The 18,312-nt window shown below is 71.4% G+C and carries 14 protein-coding genes and 2 pseudogenes; 8 read left to right on the forward strand and 8 right to left on the reverse strand.

Going from position 1 to position 18,312, the window contains the following annotated elements:
• From IPN03_10380 to IPN03_10390, 3 genes and pseudogenes are all read left to right on the forward strand, one after another.
• Positions 1 to 1,002: molybdopterin-dependent oxidoreductase (locus IPN03_10380; GenBank protein MBK9374110.1), on the forward strand; the 1,002-nt coding region annotated here is incomplete at its 5' end.
• Between the two features lie 11 nt (positions 1,003 to 1,013).
• A complete protein-coding gene (locus tag IPN03_10385; GenBank protein MBK9374111.1) occupies positions 1,014 to 2,204 on the forward strand; it encodes a molybdopterin-dependent oxidoreductase in 1,191 nt (396 codons plus the stop codon).
• 291 nt (positions 2,205 to 2,495) lie between these two features.
• Positions 2,496 to 3,344, forward strand: a pseudogene (locus IPN03_10390) (dimethyl sulfoxide reductase anchor subunit).
• 14 nt (positions 3,345 to 3,358) lie between these two features.
• Here the strand turns inward: IPN03_10390 and IPN03_10395 are convergent.
• From IPN03_10395 to IPN03_10430, 8 genes and pseudogenes are all read right to left on the reverse strand, one after another.
• A complete protein-coding gene (locus IPN03_10395) occupies positions 3,359 to 4,336 on the reverse strand; it encodes a hypothetical protein (protein ID MBK9374112.1) in 978 nt (325 codons plus the stop codon).
• 146 nt (positions 4,337 to 4,482) lie between these two features.
• Positions 4,483 to 4,803, reverse strand: a complete 321-nt coding sequence (locus IPN03_10400) for a hypothetical protein (protein ID MBK9374113.1) — start codon at positions 4,801 to 4,803, stop codon at positions 4,483 to 4,485.
• An 86-nt stretch (positions 4,804 to 4,889) separates the two neighbouring features.
• Positions 4,890 to 6,464 (reverse strand): MFS transporter, encoded by a 1,575-nt coding sequence (locus tag IPN03_10405; GenBank protein MBK9374114.1) that lies wholly within the window; start codon positions 6,462 to 6,464, stop codon positions 4,890 to 4,892.
• Positions 6,465 to 6,516: 52 nt separating this feature from the next.
• The gene (locus IPN03_10410; GenBank protein MBK9374115.1) at positions 6,517 to 7,629 is read right to left on the reverse strand and encodes an efflux RND transporter periplasmic adaptor subunit; all 1,113 of its coding nucleotides are present in this window, start codon (positions 7,627 to 7,629) and stop codon (positions 6,517 to 6,519) included.
• Between the two features lie 7 nt (positions 7,630 to 7,636).
• A complete protein-coding gene (locus IPN03_10415; protein ID MBK9374116.1) occupies positions 7,637 to 8,902 on the reverse strand; it encodes an ABC transporter permease in 1,266 nt (421 codons plus the stop codon).
• A 2-nt stretch (positions 8,903 to 8,904) separates the two neighbouring features.
• Positions 8,905 to 10,137 (reverse strand): ABC transporter permease, encoded by a 1,233-nt coding sequence (locus IPN03_10420; GenBank protein ID MBK9374117.1) that lies wholly within the window; start codon positions 10,135 to 10,137, stop codon positions 8,905 to 8,907.
• A gap of 15 nt (positions 10,138 to 10,152) precedes the next feature.
• The gene (locus tag IPN03_10425; GenBank protein MBK9374118.1) at positions 10,153 to 10,908 is read right to left on the reverse strand and encodes an ABC transporter ATP-binding protein; all 756 of its coding nucleotides are present in this window, start codon (positions 10,906 to 10,908) and stop codon (positions 10,153 to 10,155) included.
• A 126-nt stretch (positions 10,909 to 11,034) separates the two neighbouring features.
• Positions 11,035 to 13,266, reverse strand: a pseudogene (locus tag IPN03_10430) (copper-translocating P-type ATPase).
• Here IPN03_10430 and IPN03_10435 point away from each other — a divergent pair.
• The 5 genes from IPN03_10435 (at position 13,265) to IPN03_10455 (ending at position 18,310) form a co-directional block, all read left to right on the forward strand.
• Positions 13,265 to 13,909, forward strand: a complete 645-nt coding sequence (locus IPN03_10435; GenBank protein ID MBK9374119.1) for a sigma-70 family RNA polymerase sigma factor — start codon at positions 13,265 to 13,267, stop codon at positions 13,907 to 13,909. The pseudogene IPN03_10430 and the gene IPN03_10435 overlap by 2 nt on opposite strands.
• 118 nt (positions 13,910 to 14,027) lie before the next feature.
• Complete coding sequence (locus tag IPN03_10440; protein ID MBK9374120.1) at positions 14,028 to 15,920, forward strand: AMP-binding protein; 1,893 nt, start codon at positions 14,028 to 14,030, stop codon at positions 15,918 to 15,920.
• A 43-nt stretch (positions 15,921 to 15,963) separates the two neighbouring features.
• Entirely contained in the window at positions 15,964 to 16,452 is a 489-nt protein-coding gene (locus IPN03_10445; GenBank protein ID MBK9374121.1) for a hypothetical protein, read from the forward strand.
• Positions 16,452 to 17,528 (forward strand): SPFH domain-containing protein, encoded by a 1,077-nt coding sequence (locus tag IPN03_10450; GenBank protein MBK9374122.1) that lies wholly within the window; start codon positions 16,452 to 16,454, stop codon positions 17,526 to 17,528. Before IPN03_10445 ends, IPN03_10450 begins: the two co-directional genes overlap by 1 nt.
• The gene (locus IPN03_10455; GenBank protein MBK9374123.1) at positions 17,510 to 18,310 is read left to right on the forward strand and encodes a hypothetical protein; all 801 of its coding nucleotides are present in this window, start codon (positions 17,510 to 17,512) and stop codon (positions 18,308 to 18,310) included. Before IPN03_10450 ends, IPN03_10455 begins: the two co-directional genes overlap by 19 nt.
• Positions 18,311 to 18,312: the final 2 nt, after the last annotated feature.

Consider the following 18,312-nt stretch of genomic DNA (forward strand, 5'->3'; position numbering starts at 1 on the left):
CGCCGCCAGTACCACCCCGACCGGGCTCCTCCACCCGCTGAAGCGGGTCGGAAGGCGTGGGGAAGGGAAGTTTGCCCCCGGGTCTCCTGGGACGAGGCGCTCGACCTCGTCGCATCGGAGATGAAGCGGGTGCGGGAGACGTACGGCCCCGGCGCCCTCTTCGTCCCGTACGGGACCGGCTCGTACAACCAGACGAACGGTTCGCACGTGGCGCGGCGTCTGATGAACGTCGCCGGCGGGTGCCTCGGGATCTGGAACAGCTACTCCTGGGCCGCCATCAACGTGGCGACGCCAACGGTCTACGGCACGCTCACGACCGGCAACCAGCGCCAGGACTGGGTGAACGCGAAGCTGATCCTGATGTGGGGCTGGAACCCGGCGGAGATGCGCGACGGGACGAACAGCGATTTCTTCCTCAAGCTCGCGCGGCAACGGGGCGCCCGCGTCGTCTGCATCGACCCGCGGCACAGCCTCTCGGCCGCGTCACTCGCGGACGAGTGGATCCCGATCCGCCCCGGCACCGACGCCGCGCCTCCAGGCGCGATGGCGTACGTCACGGTGACCGAGGTCTACGACGCGGAGTTCGTCAGGACCCACTGTCGGCTTCGACGCCTGGTCGATGCCGCCGGGGTGCGAGGAGGAACATGGCTTCGCGACCACCTCTCAGCGCGAGGGACGGCGTCCCGAAGACGGAGTGGGCCGAGCCGATCACCACCGTGCCGCGCGCGACGATCGCCCGCCGCGCGCGAAGTACGCGTACGTCGGTCCCGGGCGTCCTCTACCAGGGCTACGGGATGCAGCGACGGGGCGTACGGCGAGCAGGTCGTCCGGGGCGGCTGCGTCCTGGCGGCGCTCGCGGGAACGTCGGGATCCCGGGCGGCTGGGCCTCGGGTCTCGGGAACCAGGCGCCCGACGGCGGCCCCTTCTGGACCGTCTTCCCGACCGGCGAGAACCCGTTCGGCGCGGCGATCCCGTGCTTCCTCTGGACCGAGGCGGTCCTGAGGGGCCGCGAGATGGGGGAGGAGGACGGCGTCGTCTTCTCGGGGACCGTCGCGCGGGGCCGCGACGCCGCGGCGCTGTTCGGGACCGAGCCCTCCTCGCGCCGCCTCGGGACCGACGTGAAGCTGATCTACGCGGTCGCGACGAACGCGCTCGTCAACCAGCACGCGAACGTCAATCGGACCGCGCGAATCCTCGCCGACGAGTCGAAGGTGGAGTTCCTCGTCGTCCAGGACAACTTCCTGACGCCGACGGCCCGCTTCGCCGACGTCGTCCTCCCCGCCTGCACGCAGTTCGAGACGTGGGGTGTCGAGGACGGCTGGAAGTACGGCGACGAGGTCATCCTGATGCCGAAGGTCGTCGAGCCGCCCGGCGAGTGCCGGAGCGACTACCGGATCTGCGCGGACCTCGCAAAGCGCCTCGGCGTGGAGAAGGCCTTTACGGAGGAACGCGACGAGCGGGGCTGGGTGGAGTGGGTCCTCGACCGCTATCGGGAGACCCGCTTCCCCGACCTGCCGCCGCTCGACGACCTCCTCGAGAAGAACGTCGGCGTCTGGGCGAAGCCGGTGACCCGCCCCGCGGTCGCGTTCGAGGAGTTCCGGGGGGACCCGGAGGCGCACCCGCTCGACACCCCTCGGGGAAGATCGAGATCTTCTCGAAGGCGCTCCACGAGAAGGGGCGGCCCGACGAGATTCCCGCCGTTCCGGAAGTACGTCGAGGAGTGGGAGAGCCCGTTCGGCCAAGAGGCAGCGACGTACCCGCTGCAGGTGATCGGACACCACACGCTCCACCGCGTCCACTCCACGCATGACAACAACGACTGGCTGGAGGAGGCTTTCCCGCAGCGCGTCTACCTGAACCCGCTCGACGCCGGGGAGCGCGGCGTCGCCGACGGCGACGAGGTCCGCGTCTTCAACGGCCGCGGCGCCGTCCGCCTCCGGTGCCGGGTGACGTCGCGGATCCTCCCAGGCGTGATCGACATCCCGCAGGGGGCCTGGTGGACGCCCGACGAGCGGGGCGAGGACCGCCGCGGCAACGTGAACGTCCTGACGAGCGAGCGATGGACGCCGCTCGCCTACGGCACCGCGCAGCACACCGCGATGGCAGAGGTGGAAAGGGCGGAGAAGGGGAGCGTGGCGACCGGGCGGGCGAAGCGGCCCCGCCCGGCGGCCGCGGCGTTCCGGCGCCGGGAGGGGCGCCGGTGAACGGCCCCTTCGTCGTCCACTTCGACGCCGCGTCCTGCACCGGCTGCAAGGCCTGCCAGGCCGCCTGCAAGGACCACAACGACCTCCCCGCCGGCATCCTCTGGCGGCGGGTCTACGAGGTCTCGGGGGGCGGGTGGGCGCGAGCGGGGGCCGCGTGGACGCACGACGTCTTCGCCTGGAACCTCTCCCTCTCCTGCAACCACTGCGAGCGGCCCGTCTGCGCGGAGGTCTGCCCGACGGGGGCCGTCCAGAGGCGCGAGGACGGCGTCGTCCTCCTCGACTCCGACAAGTGCATGGGCCCTCGTTGCCTTCACGCTCCTCACCCAGGCGGCGGCGGGGACGTGCGCGTTCCTCCTCGCGTTCGAGGGGCGCGCGGTCCGCGCGGGTGCGGGTGCTTCCGTGGAGGCGGCTGCGCTGCCGGTCCTCGCGTTCGCGCTCGTCGCCGCCCTGCTCGGCCTCGCGGCGTCGTTCCTTCACCTCGGGAACCCCCGCAACGCGGTCCGCGCGCTCGGGAACCTGGGCTCCTCCTGGCTGAGCCGCGAGATCCTCCTCGCGGCGCTCTTCACCGCCGCCCTCGCCACGGCGACTCTCCTCCGCCTCAAGCCCGGCCCGGCGGGCTCCGCCGCCGGCTTCGCGCACGGCTTCGCCGCCGTCGCGGGAATCGGCCTCGTCGTGACGATGGCGCGGGCCTACGGCCTCCGGACGGTCCCTTCGTGGGATCAGCGCGCGACGCCGGTCGCCTTCTTCGCAACGTCCGTCGCGCTCGGTGCCCTCGCCGTCGCGGCGGGGCTCGCGCTTCGGGGAACCCACTCGACGGACCCTGCCCGGGGCCCGATCCCGCTCCTCGCCGCGGGGCTCGTCGTCCTCGTCGTCGCCCTCGTCTCGGGGCTCCTCTGGCTCCGGCGTCTTGCGGGCAGGAGCGGTGCCGAGCGCGAGGCCTTCGCGCGGGCGGGTCGCGAGCGGCGCGGGATCGTCGTGGCGCGGATCGCGCTCACGGCGCTCGCCGTCGCCGCCGGCCTCGCGACCCGCCTCGCCCCGGACGCGGCGTGGCCCGTCGTCGCGGCCCTCGCCCTCGCCTTCGCCGCGGAGGCGGCAGGCCGGGTTCTCTTCTACGAGGCGCGGGTCCGCTCGGGGCTCTGAAGGGGTTCGGGCGGTCAGCGCTCCGGCGCTTCTGCGGCGGTCACACGGTGCTCGCCGCCGCGGCGGTGGATCGTGACGGCGTAGCGCTCTCCGGTCTTCAGCAGGACGTGACAGACCTGCGAGCCGTCGTCGGGCACGACCCGGGACGGACAGTCGACGGACGCCAGCTCCAGCGAGCGCGACGCGAACGACTTCCGGATCAGCCACGGCGCGTCGAGGACCTGGCAGGTGAAGTCGTTCCGTTCGAAGTCGTCGCTGCGGCCGCTCTGCTCGATCCGGACGGGGACCTCGCGCCCGGAGGCGAGATGGGCGGTCCCGAGGACGGCGTCCCCGGCCTTCTCGAGCTTCTCGAGCGGCCCGGCCAGGCGGGCCACGGGCTCGCCGAGGAGCTCGGAGGCCTTCCCGCGCAGCATGGCCTCGAGAATGGAGGCCTGGAGGGCGGAGCCGGCGGCCGGGTAGATGCGGAACGCCGAGACTTTCGGGACCTCTCCGTCGTACTCGATGCGGAACCGTGCGACGCCCGGACCCTTCTCGGAGTCGAGGTCCCAGGCGAGCTCGGAGTGACGGACCTCGGGGTCCGGCGTCGAGCGGACCGAAACGCCCCGGACGGAGGCCGAACGCAGCGCGCCCATCGAGCCCCGGGCCGACCCGAGCTGCGCCTCCAGGTCGGCGAGGGGCATCGCCGCGCGGAGCGCGGGGTGCAGGGCCGCGTGGAGCTCCTTCCAGGCGGCACGGCGGTACGTGTCCAGGAACGCACGGCCGGGAGGCTCCACGACGGCGCGCTCCTCGGGGCCGAGCCTCGATACGGGGAACGTGACGAGGACGACCGTCGCCTGGATGTCGCGGTCGACCGTCAGCGTGTAGCGCGCCGTCTCGCCCTTCTCGTCCACCGTGTCGCAGTCGAAGAAGCCTCCCGGCGGGACGGGTCTCGGGACGTCGCACGCGAAGGTCGAGAAGCCGTGGCCGTTCGCCTTCCGGTAGACCGGCTCCACGAGGGAGCGCGTGAGGGCGGAGACCTCGGCGGACAGACCTTCCTTGGCGGGGCCCTCGGAATCGTTGCGTCGGAGGCGAGGAGCGGGAGAGCGAGCAGCAGGAACGGAAGGACGGGCACGGGGACCTCCTCGATGGTTTCGACGCGTTAGAGGAGAACGATCAGCACCGACGCCGCTCCGAAGAACACGGCGTAGACGAGCCACGTCACCGTGAACTCGCTCTCTACGACCGGCGTCGGCCGGATCCACCAGCTGAGTTTCGAAGGCACCTTCCGATAGGCGAAGACGAGCGCGGATCGAAGCGACACGACGAGAAACAGGAGAATCAGCAGCGATCCCCACATCCAGCCCGCGAAGGCGTCGACGCGCAGCGCCAGCACGGCGAGCAGGACGAGGCCCGCCGCCGCGTATCCGTACGCGAGCCTTTGTCCGATGCTCCGGGCACGGGACGCGAACCTCTTGGACATGTCTTTCTACGGTCGCCCGGAGCATAGAACGAACCGCGGCCGCCACGTCACCGGGCGGGGCCTCGACGCGTCATCGACCCTCGTCGTTATTCCGCGCTCTCCCCGCTGTCCGTTGCCCTCTCCCCGTGCCGTGCGGTGAGGAGCGCCGCTGTGCCGAGGCCGCCGAGGACCCCGACGACCAGGACGGCGACGAGCTGCGTCCATCCGCCGACCGTGACCGGGTGGATGAACGCCGCGGCCGCGGCGGCTAGGTCGAAGCCGGCGGCCGGGTCCTTGCGATACGCCTTCACCGCGACGAGCCCGATCATCCAGGCGGCGCTCACGACGAGGGTCACGATCGCGCCGGCCGCGCCGCGCCGGGCGATCTGCCGCCCGGTCATCCGCCGCCGGACGGCGACCGTCTCGGCCGTGAAGCGCGGCTCGCGCACGCCGATCGGCGCGAACCTCTGGAGCAGGATCAGCCCCGGCACGCCGGCGGCGATCGTGAACCAGAAGAACGTCCGCCACCCGGCGGCGTCCACGATGAGGCCGGTGATCGGGCCGCCGAGGATGCGGGGCAGGCCGAAGAGCGACGAGAAGAGCGCGTACTGCGTCGCCGAGAACCTCTTCTCGGTGATGCGCAGGAGGAGCACGCCGAACGCCCCCATCCCGAGGCCGCTCGTGATCATCTCGAACGCCATCGCGCCGTACATGACGGGGCGGCCGCCCGGCCAGTAGGTGATCAGGACGTAGCCGATGTTCGAGAAGATCTGGAAGAAGCCGAAGATCCAGAGCGAGTGCCCGAGGCCGATCCGGGTGCAGGCGACGCCGCCGAGGAACGTGCCGGCGATCGTCAGGGCGACGCCCGCGGTGCCGAGGACGAAGCCGCGGTCGAACCCGCCGTACCCCATGTCGATGAGGAAGGGCCGGAGCAGCGACTGCGAGAGCGCGTCGGCCAGCTTGTAGAGGACGACGAAGACCAGGATCTCGACCGCGCGGTGGCGCGAGAGGCACTCGAGGAACGGCAGCCAGATCGCGTCGCGCAGCGTCTTCGGCCCGGCGGGCGGCTCCTCCGGCTCCGGCGAGCGCCACGTGACGAGGATGAGCGGCAGGTAGGCGAGGCCGAGGAGGAGGTTGACCGCGCCCCACCCGAGGCTCGCTGCCGCCCAGATCGCGAGGCCCCCCGAGAGGGTCATGGCTGCCCGGTACACGGCCGTGCGCAGGCCGACCGCGACGCCGTGCTCCTCCTTCCGGAGGACGTCGACCGCGTAGGCGTCGATCGCGATGTCCTGCGTGGCGGCCGAGAGCGCGACGGCGAGCGTCAGCGCCAGCGCGACCCACGGCGTCTCGGGCCGGCTCCCCACGCCGGAGAGCCCGAGCCCCGAGAGCGCGAGCGCCACCTGCGCCACCGCGATCCATCCCCGCCGCCGGCCCCAGAACGGCAGCCGGAAACGGTCCATGAGCGGCGACCAGAGGAACTTGAAGGACCAGGGGGCCTGCGCGAGCGTGAAGAGCCCGACGACGCGGATGTCGACGCCCATCGAGCGCATCCAGTCGGGGATCGCGATCCAGACGAGCCCGAGCGGCAGCCCCGACGAGAACGACAGCGCCACCACCGCCGCCACCCGCGACATCGTCCCCCGCCGCGCCCCCTCTGGCGCCCCCGCAACCGCCTCGCTCATGGCCGGCGGATTGTACGGGGAGGCGCGGCCCCGCACCGCGAACGGGCGCCGGTCAGCTTCCCGTCTTCGCCTTCTCCGTCTTCTCTGGCGGACCCTTGACCTTGTCCTTCTCCACGAGGCCCGAGAGGATCTCGACCTGGATGCCGTCGGAGAGGCCGGTCTTCACCTCGCGCTTCTCGAACTTCTGCGGGGCGGTCTCGACCTCGACGAACTTCTTGCCGTCCTCGAAGGCGAGGAGGCTCTCGTTCAGCGCGAGGACGTCGTCCCGCCGGTCGAGGACGATGTCGGCGTTCGCGCTGTAGTTCGCGCGGATCACGACGTCCTTGATCGGCTTCAGCGCCGCCTTGATCTCGAACTGGATCGCCCCCTCCTTTTCGACCCCCTTCGGAGCGATGTGCTCGAGCGTCGCCTCGGGCTTTTTCCCCTCGACGGCCCCGATCGTCAGGAGGAGCGTCATCCCGGGCTTGAGCTTGCCGACCTCCGACTCGTCCACCTTGCCGAGGAAGATCATGTCGCCCATGTCGGCGATCGTAGCGATCGTCGTCCCCTCGTTGAACGTGTTCGTCTCGATGACGGAGTTGCCGACCTTCACCGGCACCTCGAGGACGGTCCCCGAGATCGTGGAGCGGACGAGGGTGTTCGAGGCGTCGCCCGTCGTCCGGGAGATCCCCTTCTGGATCAGGTCGAGGTTGTCGCTCGCGGTGCGCAGCTCGGTCCGCGTGTTCTCGAGGGCGGTCTGGTACGTCTGGAAGGCGGAGGCCGAGATCGTTCCGTCGCGGGAGAGCGCCACGTTTCGTGCGTGGTCCTTCTCGGCGGCGTCGAGGGCGATCTTCGCCTTCTCCACGCGGCTCTGCGCCTCGTTGAGGCGGACCATGTCGGGGACGAGGCGGATCTTCGCGATGAGGTCCCCCTCCCTGATCTTCGCCCCGGCCTCGACGTGGATCTCCTCGATGATCCCCGAGACGCGCGGCTTGATGGCGACCTCCTGCCGCGGGACGACGGAGCCGGTCGAGACGGCCTTCTTGATGATCGTCGCGACCTTCGGCGACTCGGTCTGCCAGACGGTCTCGGCTTTCTGCGACTTGGCCCAGAGGAACCAGACGGTCCCCGCGAAGAGGGCGAGGACGAGCAGGCCGGCGGCGATTCCGAGGATCTTCTTCAGCATGGGACGGTCACTCCGATCTGAGGGCGACGGTGGGGCTGACGGCGAGGGCGCGCTGCGCGGGGGCGAGGCCGGCGAGGACGCCCGCCACGACGAGGATGGCGAGGGCCTGGAGCGCCTCGCCGACGCCGACGTCGGGGTCGAGGAACATCCCCGCGCCGCCCGGCGGGAGGAGCCTGCCGATGCCGACGACGAGGGCGATTCCCGCGACGAGGCCGAGGTAGCCGGCGAGCGACGTCAGGATGACGGACTCGGAGACGATCTGGCTGACGACGGCCGAGGGCTTCGCTCCGAGCGCCCGGCGGATGCCGATCTCCTTCGTCCGCTCCCTGACGATGATGAGCATGATGTTCGAGACGCCGATGACGCCGGCGGCGAGCGTGCCGACGCCGACGATCCAGACGAGGAGGCGGATCCCCGAGAAGAGCCCCTGGATCTTCGTGTACTCCTCCTCGAGGTTGAAGTGGCCGAAGGCGCGGAGGTCGTCGGGGGCCACCCTGTGCCGCGACCGGAGGAGGGAGAGGACCTTCTCCTCGGCGACGGAGGCGGGAACGTCGGGACGGGAGATGATCGCCATCCAGCCGACACGGTCGCCGTAGTTGAAGGCCCGCTGGAACGTCGTGAACGGGACGAAGATCGTCTGCGCGTCGCGCTCGGCCGCGTCTCCCGTCTGCGGCGAGACGAAGACGCCGACGACCTGGAAGTAGACCCCCCGGATGACGATCGAATCGCCGATCGGCTCCTCCCCGCGCGCGAAGAGGAGCTCCAGGACGCGGGTCCCGATGACGGCGACTTTCCGGCTCTCCTCGACGTCGATCGGGTTGAGGAAACGTCCCGATTCGAGCCTCAGCGACTGGACCCGGCGGATCTCGGGGTAGTCGCCCATGACGCTGAAGGCGCCGGTCTTCCGGCCGCGGGAGACGTTGTTCCCGCCGCCGAAACCGCGGAGCTGGTTGCGCGGGGCGACGACCTCGACCTCGGGGACCTTCTCGCGGATCGCGGCGACGTCGGCGTTCGTCATCCGGATGCCGCGGCCGGCGGGCATCCCGGCGAACGGCTTCTGCGTCCGCTGCGTCCAGATGAAGAAGCTGTTCGTCGCGCCGTCGGAAAAGCCCTGGAGGACGCCCTTCTTCAGGCCCGAGCCCGATCCGAGCATCACCATGAGGAGGAAGATCCCCCAGAAGACGCCGAAGGCCGTGAGGGCCGTCCGGGTCCGGTTTCGGAAGAGGGCGACCCGGATCTCCTGCCAGTGGTCGAGGTCGAGGAGGTGCGTCACGGCTACTCGTCCCTCAGGGCCTCGACGGGGCGGATCGCCGCGGCCTTGCGTGCCGGGAAGAAGCCGGCCACGCCGCCCGCGACGACGAGGAGGAGCGTCGCCGAGACGGCGACGCCGAAGTCGACCTCGGGGTTGCGGAACATCTCGGACTCCCCGAGCGAGCGCGACATCACCTCGAGGAGCGCGACCCCCGCGACGAGCCCGACGTAGCCGGCGACCCCCGTGACGAGGATCGCCTCCTTCAGGATGAGGGACATGACGGACATGGGCGTCGCGCCGACCGCCTTGCGGATCCCGATCTCCTTCGTCCGCTCCTTGACGGCGATCATCATGATGTTCGAGACGCCGACGACGCCGGCGAGAAGCGTCCCGATGCCGATGACCCAGACGAACGCGCGGATGCCGCCCATCAGGTCGACGAACCGCTGGAACTCGACGACGGCATTCGAGATGAAGACGGCCCGCTTGTCGTCGGGGTCGAAGTCGTGCCGCTCGGCGACCCTGAGCCTCAGGTCGGTCGCGATGGCCTGGCTCTCGTCGACCGAGGCGTCGCCGACCGTCATCATGATCATCGCGACGTTGTTCGCGCCGCCGTAGGTCCGCTGGGCGGTCGAGATCGGGATGTAGATCTTCTCCTGCTCCCCCTCGCCGCCGACGTCGGTGAAGACCCCGACGACCTGGAACGGGACCCCCTTGATCTCGAGGTACTCGCCGAGGGCCGGCGCCCCCTTGAAGAGCTGGGCCTTCACGCGCTCGCCGATGACCGCGACCTTCCGGTGCTCTTCGACGTCGGTGGGGTTGAGGAAGCGCCCCCCGGTGATGATCGACTGCTCGAGGTGCTGGTGGTCGGGGTGGACGGCGCGGACGTCGAAGCTGGAGGTTTCCCCGTGCCAGGCGACCGTCAGCGTCCCGCGGATGAAGAAGCGCGAGGTGATGTGCTCGACCCCCTTCACGCCCCCGCGGATGGTGTCGTAGTCCTCGTTCGTGAACTGAACCGTCCGCCCGGGCCGGAGCCCTTTCCACGGGACGCTCGTCTGGCCGCTCCGGATCCAGATGCTGTTCGTGGCGTCGTCCCGGAAGCCGTACTCGACTCCCTTCGAGAGCCCCTGCCCGGAGCCGAGGAGGACGATGAGCATGAGGATTCCCCACGCCACGCTGAACCCGGTGAGGAACGTCCGGAGCTTGTTCTTCCGGACCGTGTCGAAGATCTCCTGCCAGGTGTCGATCTCGATCACTTCGGCCTCACGGACTCACGTCGTCAGGGCGGCGGCCGGAGCGGGGGAGGCCGGCGCGAACGCGGCGGGGGCGAAGGGGGCCGGGGCGAAGACGGTCTCCGGGGGCCCGTCTCCCTCGATCCGTCCGTCGCGGAGGCGGATGACGCGGCGGGTCCGGGCCGCGACCTCCCGCTCGTGCGTCACGATGAGGAGGGTGACGCCGGTCGCGTTGATCTCCCGGAGGACCTCCATCACCTCGAGCGAGGTCTGGGAGTCGAGCGCGCCCGTCGGCTCGTCGGCGAGGATGACCTTCGGGTTCGAGATGAGGGCCCGCGCGATCGCGACGCGCTGCTGCTGCCCGCCCGAGAGCTCGCGGGGGAGGTGCTCCGCGCGGTCGGCCAGGCCGACCCGGTCGAGGTACTCCTCGGCGAGCTTGTTGCGCTTGCGCCTCGGGACCGCCTGGTAGTAGAGCGGGAGGGCGACGTTCTCGACGGCCGTCTTGAACGGGATCAGGTTGAACGACTGGAAGACGAAGCCGAGAAGGCTGGCCCGAAGGCCCGCGGCCTTCGTCTCGGACATCTGCCCGATCCGCTGCCCGTCGAGGTGGTAGTCCCCGTCGTCGTACCCGTCGAGGAGGCCGAGGACGTTGAGGAGGGTCGACTTCCCGGACCCGGATGCTCCCATGATCGCGACCAGCTCGCCCGGGGCGATCGAGAGGTCGATCCCCTTGAGGACGTGGAGCTTGCTCGACCCCATGGGGTAGCTCTTGTTGAGCCGGGTGAGCCGGATCATGGCGTCCAAAGGGCTTCCCGCCGGGGACGGCTCCTCCCGGAGCCCGAGTTCGACACCGCCACTCACCTCTCCTTGTACGGCGGGGCGGCCGGGAGTTCTCGCCCCGGCCGCCTCGCCGGAGGCGCTTCAGAGCTCGAGCCTGCGGAGGCGGAGCGAGTTCACGATGACGGAGACCGAGCTGAGGCTCATGGCGGCCCCGGCGACCATCGGCGAGAGGAGAACGCCGAAGAACGGGTAGAGGAGGCCGGCCGCGAGAGGAACGCCGAGGAGGTTGTAGCCGAACGCCCACGCGAGGTTCTGGCGGATGTTGCGCATCGTGGCGCGGCCGAGGCGCCGCGCGCGGACGAGGCCCGCGAGGTCGCCGTTGAGGAGGGTGACGGCGGCGCTCTCGATGGCGACGTCGGTCCCGGTGCCCATCGCGATGCCGACGTCGGCGCGGGCGAGGGCGGGGGCGTCGTTCACGCCGTCTCCGGCCATCGCGACGACCCGGCCTTCCGCGCGGAGCCGCTCGACGACGGCCCCCTTCTCCTCGGGGAGGACCTCGGCCTCGAACCGGGCGATCCCGAGCGATCTCGCCACGGCGGCGGCCGAGCGACGCGCGTCTCCCGTCAGGAGGACGATCTCGATGCCGTCGGCGCGAAGGGCCGCGAGAGCGGCCGGGGCCGAGGCCTTGATCGGATCGGCGACGGCGACGAGACCCGCGGGCGGCCGTCGACGGCGACGGTGACGGCGGTCCGGCCCTCTTCCTGGTGGGCCGTCGCGAGGGCGGCGAGCGCCGTCGTCTCGACGCCCGCCTCCTCGAGGAATCGGAGGCTCCCGACGAGGACGTCGTGGCCCGAGACGCGGCCCGCGACGCCGCGGCCCGTGACGGACCGGAACTCCGAGACGAGGGGAAGCGGGCCCGCGCCCGCGGCGGCCACGATGGCCGCGCCGAGCGGGTGCTCGCTCGCGCGCTCGAGGGCGGCGGCGAGACGCACGACCTCGCCCTCGGTGAACGGCTCGACGGCCTCCACGGCCGCGACGGTGGGCCGCCCCTCGGTGAGCGTGCCGGTCTTGTCGATGACGAGGACGTCCACGGTGGCGAGACGCTCGAGGGCGTCGGCGTTCTTCACGAGGACGCCGGAGAGGGCGCCGCGCCCGGTCGCGACCATGATGGAGAGGGGCGTCGCGAGGCCGAGGGCGCACGGGCAGGCGATGATGACGACCGCGATCGCCGAGGCGAGGGCGTGGACGAATCGCGGCTCGGGCCCGAGGGCCATCCAGAGGGCGAAGGTCACGAACGACGCAACCACGACCGCCGGGACGAACCAGGCCGAGACGCGGTCGGCGAGCTGCTGGATCGCGGCGCGGCTCCTCTGGGCCTCGGCGACGAGCCGGACGATCCGCGCGAGCGTCGTCCCCTCGCCGACCCGCTCGGCCGCCATGACGAAGCCGCCGGCGCCGTTCACGGTCCCGCCGGTGACGGCGCTCCCCGGGGCCTTCTCCACCGGGATCGGCTCGCCCGTGATCATCGACTCGTCGACCCAGGAGGTCCCGTCCTCGATCGTCCCGTCCACCGGGACGCGCTCGCCGGGCCGCACGCGGAGGCGGTCGCCCGCCGCGACGTGCTCGACGGGAACGTCCACCTCGCGGCCGTCGCCTTCGATCCTTCGCGCCGTCTTCGGCGAGAGGTCGAGGAGGGCGCGGATGGCCGAGCTCGTCCGGCTCCGGGCCAAGCTCGAGGACCTGGCCGAGGAGGGCGAGCGCCGTGATGACGGCGGCCGCCTCGAAGTAGACGAGGGGCGCGCCGCCGTGCCCCCGGTAGACGTCGGGAACGAGATCGGGCCGGAGCGCGGCGACGGCGAGGGCCACCGCGCTGTAGAGCCACGCGGCCGCGACGCCGAGGCCGATGAGCGTGAACATGTTCGGGCTGCGGTTGACGAGGGAGGCCCACGCGCGCCGGAAGAAGGGCGCCCCGGCCCAGGCGACGACCGGCGTCGCGAGGAGGGCCTGGGCGAGCGTGAGGAGCCAGGGCGAGACGGCGTGCTGGAGCGGCTGGCCCGGGACCATGTCCGACATCGCGAGGAGGAGGACCGGCAGGCCGAGCGCGGTCGCGACCTTCAGCCTCCGCGTCATGTCGACGAGCTCGGGCGATTCGACGTCCGAGGTCGGCATCTCGGGCTCGAGCGCCATGCCGCAGACCGGGCAGTCGCCCGGGCCGTCGGAAACCACTTCGGGGTGCATCGGGCAGACCCAGCGGGAGGCCGCGACCCGTGGTGAAGAGGCCGGAGGGTTCCTCGGCGCGTGGGCGGAGTGGCAGCAGGAGTGCCGGTCGGGCGTGGCCGGCTCGGACTGGCGGGCGTGAGCGTGAGATGTCATGGCGTCTCCTCTCTCTCGGACGGGAGACGCGGCCCTCGGGAGTTCCTTACACCTCGACCGTCGCCGTCACGGTCCTTGGCAGAATGCGCGGGTGACCCGCCCCGACCCGGTCGTCGCCCTCGCGGAGGAGTACCCGCGCTTCCTCGCCTTCCTCGCGAAGCGGACGGGGGACCGGGCCGTGGCCGAGGAGATCCTCCAGGAGGCCTTCGCGCGGGCCGTGACGAAGGCTCACGGCCTGCGCGAGGACTCCTCCGCCGTCGCCTGGTTCTACCAGGTCCTCCGCAACGCCCTCGTCGACCACCATCGGCGCAGCGCCTCCGAGGGGCGGGCGATGGCGCCGTTCGCGGCGGAGCAGGAGGGGGAGGCGAGGGACGAGGAGCTGGCACGGGAGGTCTGCCGCTGCGTCGGCCGGATCGCCGTAGACCTGAAGCCCGAGTACGCCGAGGCCCTGCGTGGCGTCGAGGTGGAGGGGCTGTCCCTGAAAGACTTCGCCGAGAAGGCCGGGATCACGCCGAACAACGCCGCGGTCCGCGTCCACCGCGCCCGCGAGGCGCTCCGGAAGAGGCTCGTCTCGACCTGCTCGTCCTGCGCGGCGAAGGGCTGCACCGACTGCACGTGCGGCCCGCACGGTCCCGGAGACTGAAATCCGGCACCGGGAGCCGAAGCGCGTAAACGCGTTTCGGGTCCGGGCGCGCTCGCCCTATCATCCCCGGATCCATCGGAGGAACGGTCCCGTGCGCGGCGCGGGGGAGGAGGCGACGATGAGCGCGGAGAAGCCGGATGCCCCCACAGGGGCGAAGCTCGATCTGAGCGAGTCGCAGCAGGCGGCGATCTCGAGGCTCGCGACGGACTCGAACGTCATTGCGCCCCCGATCTGGCTCGCGCGGCAGGCGCACATGGGAAACGACGCCGTCGAGAGGGCGCACGCGGCGGCCGAGCCGGCGGCGTTCTGGGAGGAAAAGTCGAAGCTCGTCGACTGGATCGAGCCTTTCACCGAGGTCTTCCGGTTCGACCTGCCGAAGCACGAGTGGTTCCTCGGCGGGAAGCTGAACGCCTCCGCGAACTGCATCGACAGGCACGTGTACGGAGACCGGCGGAACAAGGCGGCCCTCATCTGGGTCGGCGAGGACGGCGAGGAGCACACCTACACCTACAGCCGCCTCTACCGCGAGGTGAACCGCTTCGCCAACGCGCTCAAGCGCCTCGGCGTGGGCCGGTTCGACCGCGTCATCATCTACATGCCGCTCGTCCCCGAGGGCATCATCACGATGCTCGCCTGCGCCCGGATCGGCGCGATCCACTCCGTCGTCTTCGCCGGAATGGGGACGCAGGCGCTGAGGTCGAGGATCGTCGACTGCCAGGCGAAGGCGATCGTCTGCTCCGACTTCACCTTCCGGCGCGGCAAGAAGATCTCCCTGAAGCCCACGATCGACGAGGCGGTATTCGAGAGCGAGCGCGAGCACGACTTCTACGACATCCAGAACGCGAACGAGATCCACTGCCCGCCGGAGCCGATGGACGCCGAGGACCCGCTCTTCATCCTCTACACGTCCGGGACGACGGGGAAGCCGAAGGGGGTCGTCCACACCACGGGCGGCTACATGGTCGGCGTCACCTGGCTCTCGAAGGCCTTCTACCAGATCGGCGAGCGCGACATCTACTGGTCGACGTCGGACATCGGCTGGATCGTCGGCCACTCCTTCATCGTCTACGGGCCGCTCTCCGTCGGCGCGACCGTCTTCTGCCGGGAAGGTGTGCCCGACTGGCCGAACCCCGAGGTGACCTGGGAGCTGTGCGAGCGCTTCGGCGTGAACCTCCTCTTCACCGCGCCGACGGCCGTGAGGATGTGGATGAGCCACGGCCCCGAGGCGCCCGCCAAGTACGACCTCTCGCGCCTGCGCCTGATCGCCTGCGCGGGCGAGCCGCTCAACCCCGAGGCGCACCTCTGGAGCCAGAAGCACCTCGTGGGGCAGTCGAAGGGGATGGTCGTCGACAACTTCTGGCAGACGGAGATCGCCGCCCCCGTCCTCGGGACGCTCCCGACGTTCGAGGCGCGGCCGGGGAAGGTCGGGAAGCCGATCCCGGGCGTGGACGCGGCGATCGTCGACGCGCAGGGAAACCAGCTCCCGGACGGCCAGGGAGGGCTCCTCGTCCTGCGCAAGCCGGTCCCCTACATGCTCCGGACCGTCTGGGGCGACTACGCCCGGTACGAGAAGTACTGGCAGCAGATCCCCGGCTTCTACGCGGCGGGCGACATCGCCGTGCGGGACCAGGACGGCTGGTTCGCCGTCCTGGGCCGCGCCGACGACGTCCTGAACGTCGCGGGGCACCGCATCGGCACGGCCGACGTCGAGGGCTCGCTCCTCCGCCACCCGGCCGTTGCCGAGAGCGCGGTCGTCGGCCTTCCCGACCCCCTGAAGGGCGAGCGGATCAAGGCCTTCGTCGTCCTGAAGGCGGGAGTCGAGACCGGGCCCGGCCTCATCGCGTCGCTGAAGGACCACGTCCGCCAGGACCTCGGACCGATCGCGCAGCCGTCGGAGATCGAGATCCGGACGACGCTCCCGAAGACGCGTTCGGGGAAGATCGTGAGGCGCTACCTGAAGGCCGTGGAGATGGGAGAGGACCCGGGCGACCTCTCGACGCTGGCGGATTGATCGTGAAAGGGCGTCGCTGCGTCCCCGTCAGGGAGGCCCTCCCGTGAGCGAGGCCGTGAAGTCGCTGCTCGACCGGCTCGGTACGCTCGTTCCGGGCTACGCGGGATATGCCGACCGGGAGAAGAGGCGGGAGAGCGACCAGGCTCTCCGGCTCGCCGTCGCCGGAAGGCTCGGTCTCGCGCGGGCCGCGCTCGACCGCCGGACGGCCGTGTGCGCCCGGACCGGACGCTTCGACGTCCTCGATCCGCTGGACGCGCTTTCCCGCCGGGTGGCGGCGCTCGCCGACGGCGTCCGGCACGCCCCCGCGGGCTACGCGGCGCTCTTCGACGCCGCGTCGGTGGACGCCGCGGACCTGGATCGCCTGTACGCCTTCGACCTCCAGGTCCGGGACGCGTGCGAGAGGGTCGTCGAGGAGTCGGAGCGCCTTCCGGCCGCCGTCGACCTCGCGGCCCTCGACCGCGCGAGCGCCGTCGTGTCGGAGGCCGAGTCGGCCCTTCAACGCCGCGCCGAGGCCCTGCGGGAGGTGAAGTGATGCCCGACCTCGCCGACATCCTCGAGCTCGTCGACGCGACGGGCGACATCCTCGCCGCCCGCGTGCCGGCAGAGGGCCCGGCCGTCATCCGCTGGGGCTCGCAGCTGGTCGTCCGCGAGGGGCAGTGCGCCCTCTTCCTGCGCGACGGCCGCGCCATGGCCCTCTTCGAGCCGGGGCGGCACGTCCTGACGACGCAGACCGTGGCCGGCCTGACGGGCTTCGTGGCGGGACTCGCCTTCGACGGCGCGTCGCCGTTCCGCGCCGAGGTCGTCTTCGTCGGGCGACAGCTCTTCCGCGACCTGCGCTGGGGAACGCCGGAGCCGGTCTACATTCCCGACCCCGTCCTCCTCCAGATCCCGGTCCGCGCGAACGGACGCTTCGCGATCCGCGTCTCGGACCCGACGGTCTTCGTCCCGAAAGTCGTCGGTAGCCGGCCCGTCTTCCGGCAGCGCGACCTCGAGGAGTTCCTGCGGGCGCAGTACCTCGTCTCGGCCCTCACCGACGCGCTCGCGTCCCTCGGCAGGCCCTTCGTCGAGCTGCCGCGCTTCACGCGAGAGCTGGGAACGGGTGTACGGGCGATCCTCGGGCCCGAGTTCGCCGCGCTCGGCCTCGAGCTGACCGACCTCTCGGTGAACTCGGTGACGACGACGGAGGAAATCCAGGCGACGCTGAACGGAAACGCGAAGATCGCCTCGGAGGCGTTCGCGAAGGCGAAGGGAACGCAGTACGACCTCGAGGCCCGCGCGGCGGGGGCGACGGCCCTGAAGCAGGCGGGGACGAGCTACCGCGAGGTGGGGACGACCGACGCGCTCGGGGAGCTCGCGTCGAACGTGGGCGCGGCGGGCGGCGGGGGCTCGGCGCTCGACGCGGGCGTCTCGCTCGGCGCCGCGATGCTCGTCCCGCAGATGATGCAGGGGATGCTCCGGCCCGACGCCGCGGCGCCGGGGGGCGCGCCGGCCGCCGCGGACGTCGACCCGGTCGTCCGGCTGAAGCAGCTCAAGGAGCTCCTCGACGCCGGGGCCCTCACGCAGGAGGAGTACGAGGCCAAGAAAGCCGAGTGGCTGAAGCGGCTGTGAGCGCGGAGCTGCCGCGCGTCCTCTTCCGGACGCGGCGCGGTCTCTGCCCCGCGTGCGGCACGCCCCTCGAGCTGGACGACGACGTTCCCGAGGTGACGTGCCGTTTCTGCGGCTCGCTCGCCGTTCTCGAGAGACGCCTGAGGAAGGTGGAGCCGGAGGTGGAAGGGGCGCCGCTGCGCCTCTACCTCGACGCGGCCGCCGCGGAGGCCGGCGGGACATCGGCCTCGGTCCCGTGGGTCCGCTCGAAGGGCTACCGGCAGAGCACCGTCGAGCGGACGCTCTGCCCCGGCTGCGGCGACACACTCGAATGGAAACACGACGCCGAGCGGGTCGACTGCCCGTCGTGCGGATCCGACTGCCGGCTCGAGAGGCGCCTCTGGGCTCCGCTCCCCGACCCGGCACGGGCGATCCCTCGCCGTCGAAGCCCGGACGAGCAGCCGGGTCCCGAAGAGGCCGACGACGACCCTCGGACGGAGCAGCTCGTCTTCCGCGTCGTGAACGAGGCGGACCTCCACCGGCGTGTCGCGCTCGCGCTCCGGTTCGAAGAATGGATCTTCGTGAACTCCACGGCCGCGCGCCTGCTGCCGTCTCTTCTGCGCGTCGCGTGCGACGCAGCGCCGGTTCTCCAGGTCCCGATCGCCGACTTCATCGGAAAGCTCCTCTGCGAGGGCGCGCAGAGCTGCGCAACGCGACGCTGCGGGCCATCGAGCCGTTCGTCTTCGAGCGGGCGGTCCCGCCGACGCTCGTCTTCGCCCTCGGGCTGGGCGACGGCACCGGGCTGAAG

The sequence above is a fragment of the Holophagales bacterium genome (genome assembly GCA_016719485.1).
Classification (GTDB): domain Bacteria; phylum Acidobacteriota; class Thermoanaerobaculia; order UBA5066; family UBA5066; genus UBA5066.